Raw genomic sequence first — 18,165 nt, 5'->3', positions numbered from 1 at the left:
GTCAGGCCCGTGGAAGCGGGGCCCGCGCCCCGTCGACACCGAGGATCCTGCGCCCGTACGCCGTCACCAGCGCAGCTCTTTCCGCTCCGCGCGGGGCCCCCGGCGTGCACGCGAGCTGATTGACCGCGGTGATCGCCGCCATCACCGCGACCCGACGCGCCGAGGAATCGGCGTGGTCGACGCTGCCGTACAGGTGGACCCATTCGCCCACGTAGGCCCGCTGAGCGTCGATCAGGACGGCGCTCTCCCGCTCGGTGAGCTCGCCGATCTCGGAGACGATGGCCTGGGTCATTCCGGGGTGGCGCACCGCGAAGCCCGCGTACCGCTCCACGATCGCGTGGAGCGCGAGACCGGGGTCGTCGGTGGCGGCGAGCACCTCGTCCAGATCCACCTGGACGAAACCGTTGGCGCGGTGCAGCGCCGAGGCGAGGATCTCCTCCTTGCTGGCGAAGTGGTTGTAGATGCTCGACGGTGCGAGGTCGACCGCGGCGGCGATGTCGTCCAACGCGACTCCGTCGTAGGTCCGGGCCGCGAACAACTCGACCGCGGCAGCGAGGATCTGCTCGCGCTTGGCGATCCGGGGCAGGCCGCGCGGCGCGACGACGGGGGCCCCGTCCGCCGCCAGTGGCCCCGCCGCCGCACGGGACACCAACGCGGAGAGGAGCGCCCGCATCGGTGGCACCGCCGATTCCGTGGCGTGCATCGCCGTACTGAGCAGGACGCCGAGCACGGCGATGGACCGCACCCGCGCTCCGGCACCGTCGCCCGGCGCCGCGACCACCGCATCGAGGTCCGCCAGGAGTCCCTCGCGAACCACGGCGACCGAGTCCGCCGGGAGGTAGCGGGCCTCCCGGATCCAGAGCCGGCCCGCGGCACGATGCGCCAGCGTCCGGTCGATCAGCGGCCCGAACCGGTCCCCTTCCGACCCCGCCGCGAGGGCCTCCCGCAGGTCCAGGACGTACCCCTCGAACGCCGCCGCGAGCATCGCCTCCTTGTTCGCGAAGTGCCGGTACAGAGCGGAGGGGCGCACTCCCACGGCCTCGGCGACGGCGCTCATCGCGACGTTCTCATAGCCGCGAGCCGCGAACGCCGTGGCCGCGGCCTCGATGATCAGCTCGCGCCGATTGGCCGGCCGCGAGCGCACCACCGATGTCGCCTCCATGGGGTCCAAGCCTAGGGCGCCTAGATCATGTAGCCGCCGCCGCACACCAGAGTCTGCGCGCTGACGTAGTCGGACTCCGGCCGGCACAACAGGTACACGGCGCCGGCGGCCTCCTGGGGAGTGCCCGCGCGGCCCAGCGGGATCTGGGCCGCCATCGCGTCGAGCAGCTGTGGATTGACGCCCACCTTGATCTCCCGTCCCGCGACGTCGATGCTGCCGTCGCCGCCGGCCGGGGCCTCGGTCAGGCGGGTCGTGATGAGGCCGAAGGCGATGGTGTTGACGGTGACGTTGTACCGGCCCCACTCCTTGGCGATCGTCTTCGTCAGGCCCGTGACGCCCGCCTTGGCCGCGGCGTAATTGGCCTGGCCCGCGTTGCCGCCGAGCCCGGCGATCGAGGAGATGTTGACCACCTTGCGACACGGCACCTCGCGGCCCTCCGCACGGGCGGCCTTCACGAGACCCGAGATCACCGGCTGGGCGGCGCGCAAGATCCGGAACGGGGCCTTGAGGTGCACGTCGAGAATCGCGTCCCACTGCTCGTCGGTCATTTTCTGCACGACCGAGTCCCACGTGTACCCGGCATTGTTGACGATGATGTCGAGCCCGCCGAGCTCATCGACGGCCGTGCCGACGAAGCGCTCGGCGAAGCCCTCCTCGGTGACGCTGCCGGGGCAGGCGACGGCACGGCCGCCCGCCGCCTCGATGTCGGCGACGGTCTGCGCGGCGGGCTCCTCGTCGAGGTCGTTGACCACGATCGCGGCGCCGTCGGCGGCGAGCTTGAGGGCGATCTCGCGGCCGATACCGCGGCCGGAGCCGGTGACGACGGCGATCTTGCCGTTCAGTGCGGACATGGTTGTGCTCCTTCGGGGTGGGGGTCAGAGATCGACGACGGCGGTGCCCGTGAGGGTCGTGGTGCCGTCGGCGAGGGTGACCGTGAGGTCCAGGATGGCGGTGCCGGCGGCATCGTCGACCGCGACGACCGTGCCCCGGCAGACCGGCTCCGCATGCACGGGCGTGATGGCGACGAACCGCACCGCGAAGCTGCGGATGCGCTGCACGCCGGCCCAATCCGTCACCATTCGGCCCAGGTGCGCCATGCCGAGCATGCCGTGGGCGAAGACGTCGTCGAGTCCGGCGGACCGGGCGACGTCCAGGTCGATGTGCATGGGGTTGTGGTCGCCGCTCGCGCCCGCGAACAGTGCGAGGGTGGTGCGCGTGATCTCACCGACGGCGAGCGGGGGCAGTTGGGTGCCCACGTCGATGGATGCGCTCATGCGGCGGCCTCCTGCGGGCGACGGACGACGATCGTCGAGGTGGCCGTGGCGACCGGCTCGCCGTCGCGGAGGAACTCGGACCGCTTGACCAGGAAATCGAGGGCGCCGCCGCTCTTGGCGTAGACGTCGACGATGCTTTCCCGCACGGTGATCCGGTCACCGGCGTACACGACGGCATGGTGGTCGAAGCGCTGCTCGCCGTGCAAGATGTGCCGCAGGTCGATTCCGAGGTCGCCGAGGTAGCCGAAGGGGTCCGGCGCCTCCAGCGCGAGGCTGAAGACGAAGGTCGGCGGGGCGGGCAGGTCGCGGTGGCCCGCGGCGCGGGCGGCGCCGAGATCGGTGAACACGGGATCGGTCTCGCCGATCGCCTGCGCGAAGAACCGCAACCGGCCGCGCTCGACGTCGACGGGGAACTCGGGCAGGGCGAGCGCCAGCGCGGCGTCGCGGTCGATGCTCATCGGTCTCCCCGCTCGTAGAGGGTCACGACGGCCGCACCGCCGAGCCCGATGTTGTGCTGCAGGGCGAGGGTGGCGCCGTCGACCTGGCGGGCCCCGGCCTCACCGCGCAGCTGCCAGGACAGTTCCGCGCACTGGGCCAGGCCCGTCGCGCCGAGGGGATGCCCCTTGGACAGCAGACCGCCCGATGGATTGGTGACCACCGCGCCGCCGTAGGTGTTGTCGCCGTCCTCGATGAACTTCTCCGCGGTCCCGTCCGGAGTGAGCCGCAGGGACTCGTACGAGAGGATTTCGTTCGCCGTGAAGCAGTCGTGCAACTCCACGACCCGCACGTCGCCCGGGTCGACGCCCGCGGCCTCGTACACCTGGTCCGCGGCCCGACGGCTCATGTCCGCACCGACGAGGTTCATCAGCGATCCGTCGAACGTCGCGGCACCGTCGGTGGTCATCGCCTGCGCGGCGATCGCGACCGTCGTGCGCAGGCCGCGGGCGCGGGCGAACTCCTCGCTGACGATGATCGCGGCGGCGGCCCCGCAGGTGGGCGGGCAGCACTGCAGGCGCGTGAGCGGGCCGAAGATCTGGGGAGAGGCCAGCACCTGCTCGACGGTGACCGGGTCCCGGAACACCGCGAACGGGTTGTTCGCGGCGTGGGTGCGGGCCTTGACCGCCACTTTGGCGAAGGTCTCCGGTGCGACGCCGTAGCGCTCGGCGTACTCGGCGCCCGCGCCGCCGAAGAGCTGAGCGGCGAACGGCGCTTCACTGGCACCGTTCCGCTCCTCCGCGATCGCCATGAAGTCGACGAACGGGCTCGGCCGGTCGGGCCACTTGATGGCGAGCGCGCCGCGCTCCATCTGCTCGAAACCGAAGGCGAGCACGCAGTCCGCGGCGCCGGACGCGACGGCCTGGCGCGCGAGGAAGAGCGCGGACGAGCCGGTCGAGCAGTTGTTGTTCACGTTGACGACGGGGATCCCCGTCGTTCCGACCCGGTACAGCGCGCGCTGGCCGCTCGTCGAATCGCCGTAGACGTACCCGGCGTAGGCCTGTTGTACGTCCGCGAGCTCGACGCCCGCATCAGTGAGGGCGGCCCGGATCGCGGCCGGAGCCATCACGTCGTAGGGCTCGGCCGTGCGCGGGGTGGCGAACGGCACCATCCCGACGCCGGCGACGAATGTGCGACTCATTTCTACCTCCGTACGATTGGATATTCACATTTATTGCACGGATCCATCCTGACATGCAATAGTCGATCTCGTTGTAGCCAGCATCACACTGGTAGCCGTTCACTCCTCGGAGGATTGCCGTGCAGATCACACAATCGCTGTCCCAGACCGCACAGGCCGTGCCCCAGCACGTGGTGACGGTGTACCGCGACCGCCGCCGCACGGCCGCCGAGACGGCCGACCGGGTCGCGCGGCTCGCGGGCGCGTTCCGCGGCCTGGGCGCACAGGACGGTGACCGGATCGGCATCCTGTCGCTCAACAGCGACCGTTACCACGAGGTCCTGCTCGCGACGCCCTGGGCGGGATGCGTGGTCAATCCGGTCAACGTGCGCTGGAGCGCCGCCGAGATCGCCTACTCCCTCGCCGACTGCGGGACGGACCTCCTGGTGGTCGACGACGCGTTCGCCCCCCTCGTCCCGGAGCTGCGTGCCCTCGCACCGAACGTGACGTCGGTGATCCACGCGGGCGAGGGCGCGGTCCCCGCCGGGATGCTCGGCTACGAGGCACTGATCGCCTCCACCGCACCGATCGAGGACGCCCGGCGTCACGGCGACGACCTGTACGGGATCTTCTACACCGGCGGCACCACCGGCACCCCGAAGGGCGTGATGCTCTCCCACCGCGCGTGCCTCACGTCGGCGATGGGCTCGCTGGTCACCACCGGCATGCTCAACCGCGGCGGTGTCCTCCTGCACGCGGCGCCCATGTTCCACCTCGCCGACCTCGCGGCGTGGACCATCGCGTGCCTCACGAGGGCCACGCACGTCATGGTCCCGTCGTTCACACCGGCGGGGGTGGCCGCCGCGATCGAGGAACACCGCGTGACGGACGCCCTGCTCGTGCCCACGATGATCCAGATGCTCATCGACTCCCCCGAGGGACGGTCCGCGGATCTGTCGAGCCTGACCCGGATCATGTACGGCGCCTCGCCGATCTCCGAGGCCGTGCTCGAGCGGACACACGCGCTGCTTCCGGAGGCGCGGCTCACGCAGGCCTACGGAATGACGGAACTGGCCCCCGTCGCCACCCTCCTCACCGCCGAGGACCACGACGACCCCGCTCTACGGCGCAGCTGCGGCCGCCCGGCAGCACACTCCGAGGTGCGGATCGTGGGCCCCGACGACGTCGAACTGCCGCGTGGCGAGGTGGGCGAGATCGTCGCCCGCGGCGACCACCTCATGGCGGGCTACTGGAACAAGGAGACCGAGACCGCCGAGGCGCTGCGCGGCGGGTGGATGCACACCGGCGACGCTGGCTACATGAACGAGGACGGATACGTCTTCGTGGCCGACCGCATCAAGGACATGGTGATCACCGGCGGCGAGAACGTCTACTCGGTGGAGGTCGAGAACGCGCTCGCCAAGCACCCCGCGGTCGCGCAGGTCGCCGTGATCGGCGTGCCCGACGAGGAGTGGGGCGAGCGGGTGCACGCCGTCGTCGTGCTAGCCCCCGGCGCGTCCGTCACCGGCGACGAGCTCCGGGACTTCGCGCGCGTGCACATCGCGAACTACAAACTGCCGCGGTCCGTCGCCTTCGTCGAGGCACTGCCCGTCTCCGGCGCGGGGAAGATCCTCAAGCGCGACCTGCGGCAGCGGGACTGGTCGCGCTCCTGACGCGGAGCGCCGTCTGCGGTAGCCCGGACAGCACTGCGCCCCCGCCGGTCTCGGCGGGGGCGCAGTGCGTGTCAGGGGATCAGCCCAGGCGCTGCTTGAGCGCGTCCAGCTCGTCCTTGAGGCCGGTGGGCAGCTTGTCGCCGACGAACTCGAACCACTCGTCGATCGACGGCAGCTCGCCCTTCCACTCGTCGACGTTCACGGCCAGCGCCTCGGCGACGTCGGCGACCGGGGTGTCCAGGCCGGTGAGGTCCAGCTCCTCCGGGGTGGCGACGATGCCGATCGGCGTCTCCTTGCCGGCGGCGTTGCCCTCGATGCGGTCGACGATCCACTTCAGCACGCGGCTGTTCTCGCCGAATCCGGGCCACAGGAAGCGCTTGTCCTCGCCGCGGCGGAACCAGTTCACGTAGAACACGGCCGGCAGCTTCGACTCGTCGGCCTGCTTGCCGATGGTGAGCCAGTGGTCGAAGTAGTCGCCCACGTTGTAGCCCAGGAAGGGCAGCATCGCCATCGGGTCGCGGCGGACGGTGCCCACCTTGCCCTCGGCGGCGGCGGTCTGCTCCGAGCCGACGGTCGCGCCCATGAAGACGCCGTGCTTCCAGTCGCGCGCCTGCGTGACCAGCGGCACCGTCGTCTTGCGGCGGCCGCCGAACAGGATGGCCGAGATCGGCACGCCCTGCGGGTCGTCCCACTCGGGGGCGATCGACGGGCACTGCGACATCGGGGTGGTGTACCGCGAGTTCGGGTGCGCGGCGACGGTGACGACGCCGTCCTCGTTCTCGGCGGAGGAGCTCTCCCAGTCGTCGCCGCGCCAGTCGGTCAGGTGCTGCGGCGCGGCCGACATGCCCTCCCACCAGACGTCGCCGTCGTCGGTCTTGGCGACGTTGGTGAAGATGGTGTTTCCGGCGTCGATGGTCTTCATCGCGTTCGGGTTCGAGTCCATCGACGTGCCCGGGGCGACGCCGAAGAAGCCGAACTCCGGGTTCACCGCGTACAGGCGGCCGTCCTTGCCGAAGCGCATCCAGGCGATGTCGTCGCCGACGGTCTCGGCGCGCCAGCCCGGCAGGGTCGGCTGGATCATCGCGAGGTTGGTCTTACCGCAGGCCGACGGGAACGCCGCGGCGATGTAGTAGACCTTGTCCTCCGGCGAGATCAGCTTGAGGATCAGCATGTGCTCGGCGAGCCAGCCCTCGTCGTGCGCCATGGCCGAGGCGATGCGCAGCGCGTAGCACTTCTTGCCCAGCAGCGCGTTGCCGCCGTACCCCGAGCCGTACGACCAGATCTCGCGGGTCTCGGGGAAGTGGGTGATGTACTTGGTCTCGCTGCAGGGCCACGCCACGTCGGCCTCGCCCGGCGCGAGCGGCTTGCCCACGGAGTGGATGGCCTTGACGAAGAAGCCCTCGTCGCCCAGCTTCTCCAGCACCGCGGTGCCCATGCGGGTCATGATCTTCATCGAGACCACCACGTAGGGGCTGTCGGTCAGCTCGACGCCCAGCTTCGGGTCGTCGGCGCCCAGCGGGCCCATGCAGAAGGGCACCACGTACATGGTGCGGCCCTGCATCGAGCCGCGGTAGAGGTCGGTCATCGTCGCGCGCATCTCGGCGGGACGGACCCAGTTGTTCGTCGGGCCCGCGCCCTCCTTGGTCTCCGAACAGATGTAGGTGCGCGACTCCACGCGCGCCACGTCCGCCGGGTCCGACAGTGCGAGGAAGGAGTTGGGCTTCTTCGCGTCGTTCAGCTTGGTGAACGTGCCCGCGGCGACCATCTCGGCGGTCAGGCGATCCCATTCGGCGTCCGAACCGTCGGCCCACACCACGCGGTCGGGCTGCGTGAGCTCGGCGACCTCGCGCACCCACTCGACGAGCTGGGCGTGCTTCGTGGGGACCGAATCCCCCTCGAGGCCGGGAATCGTGGCTGACGTCATAGGTGTCATCTCCAAAGTCGCATACGAACCTTTGAACCAGTGTCACACATCGGGCAAGGTCACAGAACCGAGGGTGACGTGCAACATCTCACATCACACCTCGGCCCCTTTCCCCACGCGCGGGAGGAAGCCGATGCGCACCAAGTAGTCGACGTAGACGTCGAGCCCGGCGTCCCCGACGGGACCCCGGTCACCGTCGAGCCCGATCCGCCCGTCGGCGGCGCTCGTCGGGGTCCAGCCGCCACCCTCGCCGACGGTCTCACGCTCCAGACCTGCACGGATGAGCAGAATGGCGCGCGCGAGCGCCCCCGCCACCTCCGGCCGGTCGCGGAACGCGGCGGTCTGCCGCTCCAGGAAGACGTGCCCCGGCACCGCCTCGACGGGATAGCCGCCGCGGCGCAGCGCCCCGACGATCTCCCGCCAGCTCACCCGCGAGCCGCTGCCCACCTCGAGCGTCCGCAGCGGCTCGTCGCCCGTGCGGAGGACCTCGACCATCGCCTCCGCGGCGCGGTCGACGGGGGTCATCTCGATCGTCTGGTCCAGCAGCTCCGACGGTGCCGCGCCGACCGTCGCGATCGACCGCACCAGGTTCCAGAAGGCGTCGTCCGTGTTCGTCGCGCCCGAGTCCAGGGCGCCCGTCAGGAGGCCGGGACGCAGGATCGTCGACGGGACGCCGCTCGCCGCCGCGAGCTCCACGACCCGCTCGGCCACCCACTTCGAGTGCGTGTACCCGGCGTCGGGGATCTCCTCGAAGGCGCCCGCGGCGGAGATGGTGGAGACGAACTGGAAGACCGTCCCCGGCCGCCGCGAGGCCAGCTCCAGCAGGAACCGCGTGGAGTCGACGTTGGCGGCCCGCAGCCGCGGGTAGGGCTCGACGTGGTTGACCCGCGCGCCGCAGTGGATGATCGCGTCGACCTGCTCGATGACGCGATCCCACACGGCCGCGTCCACGCCCAGGCCCGGCTCGGCGAGGTCGCCGGGGAGCGCGGTGATGCGGTCCTCGTAGCCGTCCGACCAGGAGCCGTAGCCCCGCATCGTCGCGCGGATCCGCTCCAGCCCCGACGCCTCGTCGCGGGCGCGGACCAGGGCCCGCACGCGCGCCGCGGGGTCCGCCTCGAGCACGGCCCGGATCAGGTGCCCGCCCAGCAGGCCGGTGGCGCCGGTGACGAGGACCTCGTGCCCGCTCGGCACCACGTCGGGCGTGGCCGGCGCGAACCGCACGTCGTCGACGGGGACCTCGACGCCGGCGCGCGCCCCTCCCGCCGCCGACAGCGACGCGAGCACCGACGCCGGGGTGGCGCTCTCGAACAGCCCCACGATCGGGACGCGGACCCCGAAGTCGACGTCCACGCGGTCCACGAGCCGCATCAGCGACAACGAGTCGCCGCCCAGCTCGAAGAAGGAGTCGTCCAGGCCCACGCCCTCGGCCTCGAGGACCGACTCGAACAGCGCGACCATGGCCCGCTCCTCCTCGGTCTCGGGGGCCCGGTACCCGGCCGCGGCGGCGAACACCGGCTCCGGCAGCGCAGCCCGGTCGAGCTTGCCGCTCGGGGTCAGCGGCAGCGCGTCGAGCACCACGACGAACGGGACCATCGCGGCGGGCAGCCGGCGGGCGACGGCGGCCGTCACCTCGTCGGGCGCGAGGCCGGGCGCGACGACGTACCCGACGAGCCGCGCACCGGTGGCGCCGTCGCGCACCGCGGCGACCGCGGCGCTCACGCCCGGGCAGGCGGCCAGCGCCGCCTCCACCTCGCCGAGCTCGACGCGGACGCCGCGGATCTTCACCTGGTCGTCGGCGCGCCCCACGTACTCCAGCGTCCCGTCGGGCAGCCACCGGACCAGGTCACCCGTGCGGTACATGCGGGTCCCGGCGCCACCGTACGGGTCGGCGACGAACCGGGACGCCGTGAGGCCCGGCCGGCCGACGTAGCCGCGGGCCACCGCGGCGCCCGCGACGTACAACTCGCCCACGACGCCGGGCGCGACGCGGCGGAGGGCGCCGTCGAGCACCCGGACCGCCATGCCGCGGACGGGGCGGCCGATGGGCACCGGGCCGGACTCGCCGGGGCGGATCCGCGCGAACGAGACCGCGATCGTGGCCTCCGTGGGGCCGTAGGCGTTGACCAGCCGGCGGCCGGGGCCCCAGCGGTCGACGAGCGCACGCGGCACCGCCTCGGCGGCGACCACCAGCGACGTCAGGCCCCGCATCCGCCTCTCCGGCACCGACGCCAGCACGGAGGGCGTGAGCACCGCGTTGGTGACCCGGTACTTCTCGACGAAGGCGGCGAGCTCGCGGCCCGCGCGCACCGTCGCCGAGACGACCAGCGTGCCGCCCGTGCCGAGCGCGCACAGCAGCTCCCAGACCGCGGCGTCGAAGCCGACGGACGCGTTGTGCAGCATCCGGGTCCCCGGCCCGAGATCCAGCTCGTCGAAGGTCCGCACCAGGTCGGCGAGGCCGGCGTGGGTGACGGTGACGCCCTTGGGCGTGCCCGTCGAGCCCGAGGTGAAGATGACGTAGGCCGCGTCCTGCGGGGTCAGGGGAGCACGCCGGTCGGCGTCGGTGACGGGCTCCTCGCCCGCGTCCCCGCCGGGCCCCGCGTCGAGCAGCGCACCGTCGACCTCGAGGACGGGGTGCGCGTCGGCGAACATGGCCTCGATCCGCTCCCGCGGCGTCGCGGCGTCGATGGGCAGGAACGCGCCGCCGGCCTTCGCGACGCCGAGCACGACGGCGACGAAGCCGATCGAGCGGGGCGCGGTCACGGCGACCACGTCGCCCGGGCCGACGCCCTCGGCGAGGAAGCGGCGCGCCCACCGGTTCGAGAGCGCGTCGAGCTCGGCGTAGGTGAGGGGCGTGCCCTCGCCCGCGACGGCCCGGGACTTCGGCCGGGCCGCGGCGCGGCGCGCGAACAGCTCGGGCAGGGTGCGGGCGGGCACGCCGCCGATCGCGCCGCCCCAGCGCCGCACCAGCAGCCGCTCGGTCTCCCCTGCGCCGTCGATGTCGGCGAGCCGGGCGTCGGGGCGCGCGACCGCGGCGGTCAGGATCCGGCGCCACCGGTCGAGGAGGTCCTCGACGGCCGCGCGGTCCACCGCGTCGGTGCGGAAGCCCGCGCGGACGTGCAGGGTCTCGCCCGGGACCACGGCGACGGACAGCGGGTAGTGGGTGGCGTCGTCGCCGCGCACGTCGACGACCTCGACATCGGTGCCGGGGATCGTCGCGCCCGCGGTCGACGGGTAGTTCTCCACCACGAACAGCGAGTCGAAGAGCTCGTCCCGCCCGGCCGCGCGGGCGATGCCCGTCAGCCCGAGGTGCTGGTGGTCGAGCAGGCGCACGTACTGCTCCTGCACGCCGAGCGCGACCTCGCGGACGGTGCGCCGCGGGTCCAGGTCCACCCGCACCGGGGAGGTGGTGATGAGGAGGCCGACCAGGTCCTCGACGCCGTCGAGCTGCGCGGGGCGGCCCGACTGCACGGAGCCGAAGACCACGTCGCCGCGGCCCGTCGCGCCGCCGAGCGCGATCGCCCAGGTGGCCTGCAGCACCGCCCCCGGCGTGGCGCCGAGGCGGCCCGCGAGGCGCGTGACGGCCGCGGTCAGGTTGGCGGGGATGGTCGCGCGGACCTCGTCCTGCTCCGGGCCCGACGGTCCGCCGTCGGCTCCGGGCCCGCGCGCGGCGCCGCTCGGGTGCGCGCGCGGGAGGTCGCGGGCGACGAGCGTCGGCTCGTCGAGGCCGTCGAGCTCGGCGGCCCACGCGGTGCGCGCGGCGTCGCCGTCGCGGCCCCGCAGCCAGGTGAAGTAGTCGCGCAGCGTCGCCCGCGGGACGCCGGCGGCGTCGGGGTCGAGGCCCGCGTAGCCGGCCAGCAGGTCGCGGAAGATCACCGGAGCCGACCAGCCGTCCCACAGGATGTGGTGGTTGGTCACCACCAGCCGGAAGTCCCGCTCCCCCACCCGGACCAGAAGGAACCGCATGCCGAGGTCGCGGTCGAGGCGGAAGCCGCGGCGCCGCTCGGCCGCGGCGAGTTCGGCGAACCGGCCCTCCGGGTCGTCGTCCGCGCGCACATCCTCGTACCGGTAGGGCGCGGGCCCGGGGGCGGCGATGACCTGGACGGGCGCGTCGAGGCCGTCGGCGACGAACCGGGCGCGCAGCGCCTCGCGGCGGGCCAGGAGCGCCGCGACCGACGCCGCGAAGCGGCCCTCGTCGAGGGCGCCCGCGAAGTCGATCACCGTCTGCACCACGTACGGGTCGGGCCGTTCGTCGTCGGCGTCGCCGAGCTCCGCGTGATACCGGAAGCCCTGCTGCAGCGCGGTCAGCGGCAGCACGTCCTGCAGGCCCGGGTAGCGCTCGTCGAGCCGCTCGACCTGCGCCGCGGTGAGGGCGACCAGCGGGAAGTCGGAGGGCGTGTGCCCGCCGGCGTCGTCGGCCGCGGCCACGACGCCGCGCAGGGCGTCGAACCACAGCGCGCCGAGGCGGCGCACCGCGTCCTCGTCGACGAGCGCGGGCGCCCACGTCCACGACGCGACGAGCTCCGGCCCGTCGGCGCCGTCGCGGGCGACCGCGTTCACCTCCACGGCGTGCAGCAGCGCGAGCCCGTCGGGCGCCGGGGAGAGGTCGGGGAAGCGGCGGTCGGGCGCCCAGTCGCGGTCGCTCGCGCCGGTCGTGCGGCCCAGGTAGTTGAAGCCGATCTCCGGCTGCGGCAGTCCCGCGAACTCCTGCGCCGCCGCGGCGCCGCCGAACCGCGCGAGGCCGTAGCCGATACCGCCGTCCGGGACGGTCCGCAGCTGCTCCTTGATGTTCTTGACCGCCGCGGCGGCGTCGGCACCCGCGCCCGGCCGCAGCCGCAGCGGGTGGACGTTGGTGAACCAGCCGACGGTGCGCGTGAGATCCAGGCCGGGGGCCAGGGTCTCGTCGCGGCCGTGCGTCTCCACCTCGACGAGCGCCGATTCGGCGTCGCGTCCGCGCTCGCCCGCCCAAGCGGTCACCGCGGTCGCGAAGGCCGCGAGGAGCACGTCCTGCACGCCCGCGTGGAACGCCTCGGGCACCGCGCCGAGCAACGGCGCGGCGACGTCGGCGGACAGGGTCAGTTCGGCATGGCCGGCGGAACCGTGGGTGTCGCGGGTCGGGTCCAGCGCACCGTCGACCAGGGACGGCGCACCGTCGAGCACGGACCGCCAGTACGCGAGCTCGTCCGGGCCCACCTGCCCGGCGCGGTCGGCGAGCACCGTCGCCCAGCGGCGGAAGGAGCTGCCCACCGGGGCCGTCACCACGGGCCGGCCCGTCGAGGCGGCGTGCCAGCCGGTTGCGAGGTCGGTGAGCAGGATGCGCCAGGAGACGCCGTCGACGACGAAGTGGTGCGCCGCGACCAGCAGCGCGCCCTCCCGCTCGGGGCCCAGGTCGAACCACACGACCCGTAGGAGCGACGGTGCGCCCGGGCGCAACAGGGCCGTCACCCGGCGGTGCTGGGCGGCGATCATCGCGCCGACCTCGTCGAAGGAGAGACCGGTGGCGTCGACGCGGTCCACCACGTCGGCGGCGGCGACCGCGCCGACGGGCCGCGCGGTGAGCGAGAGGCCCCCGCCGGGCGCCTCGCCGATCTCCGCGCGCAGGGCGTCGTGCCGGTCGAGGACGGCCTGGGTCAGCGCGTGCACCGTCGCGATGTCGACCGACGACGGGGTGCGGACCAGCACCGACTGGTGGAAGCCGTCCGGCGTACCGCCGCGCGCGGCGAACCAGGTGAGGACCGGCGTCGGCGGGATCTCACCGACGCCGTCGTCGGGCACGGCGTCCGCGGGATCGGCCACGCCGGCCACGGCGGCGAGCCCCGCGACGGTGCGGTGCGCGAAGACGTCGTGGGCGGTCAGCGTCAGGCCCGCGGCGCGGGCGCGGCCCACCAGCTGGATCGCCGTGATCGAGTCGCCGCCCAGTTCGAAGAAGGAGTCGTCGACGCCGACCCGCTCCACGCCGAGCACCTCGGCGACGACCCCGGCGAGGAGCTCCTCGGCGGAGGTGCCGGGGGCGCGGTAACGGGCCTCGTCGCCGGCGTCGGGCGCGGGCAGCGCCGCGCGGTCGACCTTGCCGTTCGCGGTCAGCGGCAGCGCGTCGAGCACCACCACGCGGGCGGGCACCATGTGCGCGGGCAGGCTCCGCGCCGCGAAGGCCCGGGCGTCCGGCTCGGTCGCCGTGCCGGTGACGTAGCCGACGAGGCGGCGGGCGGCACCGTCGCCCTGCACGACGACCGCGGCGGCGCTGACGCCGGGGCATGCGGCGAGCGCGGCCTCGACCTCGCCCGGCTCGATCCGGAAGCCGCGCAGTTTCACCTGGTCGTCGGCGCGGCCGACGTACTCGAGCTCGCCGCCGGGCAGCCAGCGCACGAGGTCGCCGGTGCGGTAGACGCGGTCGCCGTCGGCGCCGAGCGGGTCGGCGACGAACCGCGACGCCGTCAGGCCCGGACGGCCGCCGTAGCCGCGCGCGACGCCCGGCCCGCCGACGTACAGCTCGCCGACGACGCCCGGCGGCACGCGGCGCAGCCCCGCGTCGAGGACGTACGCGCGGGAGCCGCCGATGGGGCGGCCGATCGACACCACGTCGGCGCCGGGTTCGAGCCGCCCGACGGTCGTGGCGACGGTGAGCTCGGTGGGGCCGTACGCGTTGATCAGCCGGCGCCCGGGTGCCCAGGCCTCGATGAGCGGCCGCGTGACCGCCTCGGCGCCCACGGTGAGCGAGGTCAGGCAGGCCATCCGGCCCGGCGTGACCGCGGCCAGGACCGACGGGGTGATGAGCGCGTGCGTGACGCCGTGCTCCTCGACGAAGTCGGCGAGCTCGTCGCCGACGCGGGTCTCGGCGGAGATCCGCAGCGTGCCGCCGGTGGCGAGCGCGCTGAGCAGGTCCCAGAAGGAGATGTCGAAGCCCACCGAGAAGTTCGACAGCACCTGCGCGCCCGGGCCCGCCCCGGTTTCGGCGACGATCGCCGCGGCCAGGCCGGCGGCACCGGCGTGCGGCACCACGACGCCCTTCGGGGTGCCGGTCGTGCCGGAGGTGTAGACGACGTACGCGGCGTCCTCGGGTCGCAGGGGCCGGCCCCGCTCGGCGTCGGTGAGCGGCGCGCCGTCGAACCGCTGCAGGTCGGGGACGGTGTCGGCGCCGACCACGAGGCGGGGCGCCGCGTCCTCCAGCAGGAACGCGATGCGCTCCGCGGGGTACGCGGGGTCGATCGGCAGGTACGCGGCGCCGGCGCGCAGCACGGCCAGCTCCACGACGAGGAGCCGCGCCGAGCGGGGCACCGTCACAGCGACCACGTCGCCGGGGCGGACGCCCTCGCCGTGCAGGTGGCGGGCCCAGCGGTTCGCCTCCCGGTCGAGGTCGGCGTAGGTCAGCGACTCCTCGTCGTCGACGAGGGCGAGCGCGTCGGGGCTGGTGCGGATCCACTCGTCGATCAGGTCGGGCACGACGCGGGTGGGCTGCGGGCCCGACGGTGCGCCCCACGCCGCGAGGGTGGCGGGCTCGGCGTCGAGCAGCACGTCGAGGGCCGCGACGGGGGTCCGCGGCTCCGCGGCGATCTGCTCGAGCAGCCGCCGCCAGCGGGCGACCAGGGTCTCGATCGTGGCGCGGTCGAAGACGTCGGTGCGGTACTCGACGCCGCCGGCGAGGCCGTCGGCGGACTCGGTGATGCTGAACAGCAGGTCCGCGCGGGACGTGCCGGCGGCCATCGGCGCCACCTCGGCGCCGAGGACGTCCCGCACGTCGCCCCAGCCCGGGTCCTCGTTCCAGCCGAGGATCACCTGGAAGACGGGGTGACGGGCGGCCGAGCCGCGGGGCTGCATCGCGACGACCTCGCCGAACGGCACGTCCTGATTCGCGTAGGCGTCGAGGACCGTCGCGCGGGTGCGCCGCAGGTACTCCTCGAACGGGGCCGACCAGTCGACGGTGGTGCGCAGGGGCAGCAGGTTGACGAACATGCCGACCACGTCGTCGCACGACGCGGGGCGACCGGACGCGGCGGTGCCGATCACCACGTCGTCGCCCGCGCCGAGCTTCGACAGCAGCGCCGCGAGGGCGGCGTAGTGGACCATGAACAGGCTCGCTCCGGACGCGCGCGCGACGGTCCGCAGCGACGCGGTGAGCTCGGCGGGCCACGCGAGATCGACAGTGCCACCGGCGAAGCCGTTCTCCGCGGGGTACGGCCGGTCGACGGGCAGCGCGGTCTCGGCGGGCGCACCGTCGAGCGTGCGGCGCCAGAACTCGCGCTGCGCCACGACCGGGCCGTCGGGGTCCCGCAGCCGCGCGACCTGCCACGCGGCGACGTCGGCGTACTCGACGGCGGGGGCGCCGAGATCCGGCGCGACGCCCGAGCGGCGGGCCGCGTAGGCGGCGACCAGGTCGCGCAGCAGCGGCCCCACGGACGCGCCGTCGCCGGCGGTGTGGTGCAGCACGAGGACCATCCGCTGCGGCTCGTCCGGGTCGGCGTCCTCCAGCAGCCAGCCCCGGAAGGGCGGTTCCGCGGCGAGGTCGAAGGCGTACGCGGCGCACTCGCGGGCGGCGTCGTCGCGGTCGTCGGCGGCGACGGTGCGCCGCTCGAGCAGCCGGGCGTCGTCGACGGGAACGGTGAGGTCCTGCACCACGTCGTCGCCGCGCAGCCGCAGCACGGTGCGCAGCGCCCGGTGCTTGATCACCACGTCCCGCACGGCGAGGGCCATCGCGGCGGCGTCCACGGGCTCGTCGAAGTCGAGTACCAGCGGCATGTTGTAGACCGGCGAGGGCCCGGAGAGCTGGAAGTCGCGGAACAGGCCGGCCTGCGCGTGCGAGGCGGGGGCCTCCGGAACGTCGCCCAGGGACGGGATCACCGGGCCGGACGGGGCCGGGGTCGACGATGCCGCGGCGTCCTCGGACCCGGACGCCGGGACGATCGCGATGCCGCTCAAAGGGCTCGGCGCAGGCGTGGCGACGGGCGGCGCCGTCGCGAGCAGCGCGGCCAGGCCGCGGGGCGTGGGGTTGTCGAAGACGTCGACCGCGGGGATCTGGACGCCGCGCAGCTCGGCGAGCCGGTCGGTGACCCGGACCGCGACCAGCGAGGTGCCGCCCAGGTCGAAGAGCGAATCGTCGGGGCCCACGTCGGGCACGCCGAGGATGTCGCTCAGCAACTGCGCGACGAGCGCGACGTCGTCGCCGCCGACGGCGGTACCCACCGCGGCGGCGTCCGGGGTGGCCGGCTCCGAGGCGACAACGACCTCGCGGAGCGGGCCCAGCGGCGCGTCGGGGTCGGCGACGAGCGCGGCGATGGCGCCGCGCCACTCGGCGGCGAGGGCGGCGACCTGCTCGTCGTCGAAGACCCCGGCGCGGCCGCGGACGTCGAGGACGAGGCCGTCGTCCATCGCGAGCGCGACGAAGGCGAGGTGCCGGACGGGGCCGGCGTTGATCACCTCGGTGCCACCGGGCACGCCGGCGAAGTCCTCCGGGATCGGCTGCAGGTAGTTCACGACCAGGCCCGTCGAGCCGTGCTCGCCGTCGAGCGGGCGGCCGCGCTGGTGCAGGAAGGCCTGCCGGATGGAGGCGTCGACGGCGCGCAGGCACTCCCGCACCGTGCCCGCCGGCGGGAGGTCGACGCGCACGGCGATGGTGGTGCCCGCGGCGCCGTCGGTGTCGAGGCCGGTCTCGTCGATGCGGCCGGACACGGGCAGGTCGACCCGCACCCGCTCGGCGCCGGTGCGGCGCGCGGCGACGAGCGCTGCCGCGACGACGGCGACGGTGAAGTTCCGCACGCCCACGGCGCGGGCCTCGGCGTCGAGGCTGCCGACGAGCTCCGCGGGAACGGACAGCAACGGCGCCCGGACCTGGCCGTTCGGGGCGCCCGACGGTGCGCCGCCCGGAAGCGTGGTCGGGCCCGGGAGGCCGGCGGCGCGCCAGTACGCGGCGTCCTCCGCGCGGTCGCGGGAGGCGAGGTAGCCGGATTCGGCGTCGCGCAGCGCGCGCAGCGGACGGATCGGGTCCGCCTGCAGGGTGCGGCCCTCGACCAGGGCGGTGTAGGCGCGGGCGATCGCGGCGCGGACGCGGGCGGCGGTGTAGCCGTCGGCGACCGCGAGGTCGCATTCGAGCAGCAGCCGCACCCGGGTCGCGGAGGTGCGGACGAGGGCGAGGCGGACCCGGGGCGCGCGCGGGGGCGAGGCCAGACGGTCCGCGGCGAACCTGCGGGCCGCCTCCTCGGGATCGGCCGCGTGGCGCAGGTCGACCTCCTCCACGACAACCGTGGTACCGGCTCCGGTGACCTGGGTGTGCGCCTTCTCGTCGATCCGGACCACGAGGGGCTCGGCCGCCGTCGCCACGTACGCGGCGGCGCGGCGCAGCACGGCGTCGTCGACGTCCCCGTCGAGGACGATGTACTCGCTGATCGTCCAGAGCGGACCCTGCCCATCGGCCGCGCGCGCGGCGAGAACGTGCTCCTGCGCCCGGGTCAGCGTCACTCCGGCGCGCGCAGCGCGCCTCCCCTTGAACCGGTTCGCCATGGTCGCCTCTCCATCAGGTTTGCGATCGC

General features: G+C 74.1%; 8 protein-coding genes. 1 reads left to right on the top strand and 7 read right to left on the bottom strand.

Translation table 11 applies throughout. The annotated features are described in order from the left end of the window. Position 1: 1 nt before the first annotated feature. The 5 genes from BLW32_RS03090 to BLW32_RS03070 are packed head-to-tail and all read right to left on the bottom strand — an operon-like array spanning position 2 to position 4,072. Positions 2 to 1,162: a TetR/AcrR family transcriptional regulator gene (locus tag BLW32_RS03090; protein WP_068740625.1), complete on the bottom strand. Its 1,161-nt coding sequence runs from the start codon at positions 1,160 to 1,162 to the stop codon at positions 2 to 4. A gap of 20 nt (positions 1,163 to 1,182) precedes the next feature. Next, complete coding sequence (locus BLW32_RS03085; protein ID WP_068740624.1) at positions 1,183 to 2,013, bottom strand: SDR family NAD(P)-dependent oxidoreductase; 831 nt, start codon at positions 2,011 to 2,013, stop codon at positions 1,183 to 1,185. 24 nt (positions 2,014 to 2,037) lie between these two features. Continuing rightward, a complete protein-coding gene (locus tag BLW32_RS03080; RefSeq protein WP_068740623.1) occupies positions 2,038 to 2,436 on the bottom strand; it encodes a MaoC/PaaZ C-terminal domain-containing protein in 399 nt (132 codons plus the stop codon). After that, positions 2,433 to 2,894 carry a MaoC family dehydratase N-terminal domain-containing protein gene (locus BLW32_RS03075; RefSeq protein ID WP_068740622.1) on the bottom strand — a complete coding sequence of 154 codons (462 nt, stop codon included), beginning with the start codon at positions 2,892 to 2,894 and terminating at the stop codon, positions 2,433 to 2,435. Before BLW32_RS03075 ends, BLW32_RS03080 begins: the two co-directional genes overlap by 4 nt. Continuing rightward, a complete protein-coding gene (locus tag BLW32_RS03070; RefSeq protein WP_068740621.1) occupies positions 2,891 to 4,072 on the bottom strand; it encodes a lipid-transfer protein in 1,182 nt (393 codons plus the stop codon). The genes BLW32_RS03075 and BLW32_RS03070 overlap by 4 nt, the downstream gene beginning before the upstream one ends. A gap of 119 nt (positions 4,073 to 4,191) precedes the next feature. Between BLW32_RS03070 and BLW32_RS03065 the strand changes: the two genes are divergently transcribed. Beyond that, a complete protein-coding gene (locus tag BLW32_RS03065; RefSeq protein WP_068740620.1) occupies positions 4,192 to 5,724 on the top strand; it encodes a long-chain-fatty-acid--CoA ligase in 1,533 nt (510 codons plus the stop codon). A gap of 79 nt (positions 5,725 to 5,803) precedes the next feature. Here BLW32_RS03065 and BLW32_RS03060 read toward each other — a convergent pair whose 3' ends face one another. Beyond that, on the bottom strand, positions 5,804 to 7,648 hold the full coding sequence (locus tag BLW32_RS03060; RefSeq protein WP_068523476.1) for a phosphoenolpyruvate carboxykinase (GTP): 1,845 nt from the start codon (positions 7,646 to 7,648) through the stop codon (positions 5,804 to 5,806). A gap of 93 nt (positions 7,649 to 7,741) precedes the next feature. Then, positions 7,742 to 18,136 (bottom strand): non-ribosomal peptide synthetase, encoded by a 10,395-nt coding sequence (locus tag BLW32_RS03055; RefSeq protein ID WP_068740619.1) that lies wholly within the window; start codon positions 18,134 to 18,136, stop codon positions 7,742 to 7,744. Positions 18,137 to 18,165: the final 29 nt, after the last annotated feature.

Origin of the sequence: Tsukamurella tyrosinosolvens (genome assembly GCF_900104775.1) — a bacterium.
Taxonomy (GTDB): Bacteria; Actinomycetota; Actinomycetes; order Mycobacteriales; family Mycobacteriaceae; genus Tsukamurella; species Tsukamurella tyrosinosolvens.
This window is presented reverse-complemented; position numbering and strand designations above follow the sequence as displayed.

Excerpts from the sequence above, each read along its gene's own strand:
- BLW32_RS03055 (WP_068740619.1), bottom strand. The coding sequence starts at position 18,136 with ATGGCGAACCGGTTCAAGGGGAGGCGCGCTGCGCGCGCCGGAGTGACG.
- BLW32_RS03070 (WP_068740621.1), bottom strand. The coding sequence starts at position 4,072 with ATGAGTCGCACATTCGTCGCCGGCGTCGGGATGGTGCCGTTCGCCACC.
- BLW32_RS03090 (WP_068740625.1), bottom strand. The coding sequence starts at position 1,162 with ATGGAGGCGACATCGGTGGTGCGCTCGCGGCCGGCCAATCGGCGCGAG.
- BLW32_RS03080 (WP_068740623.1), bottom strand. The coding sequence starts at position 2,436 with ATGAGCGCATCCATCGACGTGGGCACCCAACTGCCCCCGCTCGCCGTC.
- BLW32_RS03085 (WP_068740624.1), bottom strand. The coding sequence starts at position 2,013 with ATGTCCGCACTGAACGGCAAGATCGCCGTCGTCACCGGCTCCGGCCGC.
- BLW32_RS03060 (WP_068523476.1), bottom strand. The coding sequence starts at position 7,648 with ATGACGTCAGCCACGATTCCCGGCCTCGAGGGGGATTCGGTCCCCACG.
- BLW32_RS03075 (WP_068740622.1), bottom strand. The coding sequence starts at position 2,894 with ATGAGCATCGACCGCGACGCCGCGCTGGCGCTCGCCCTGCCCGAGTTC.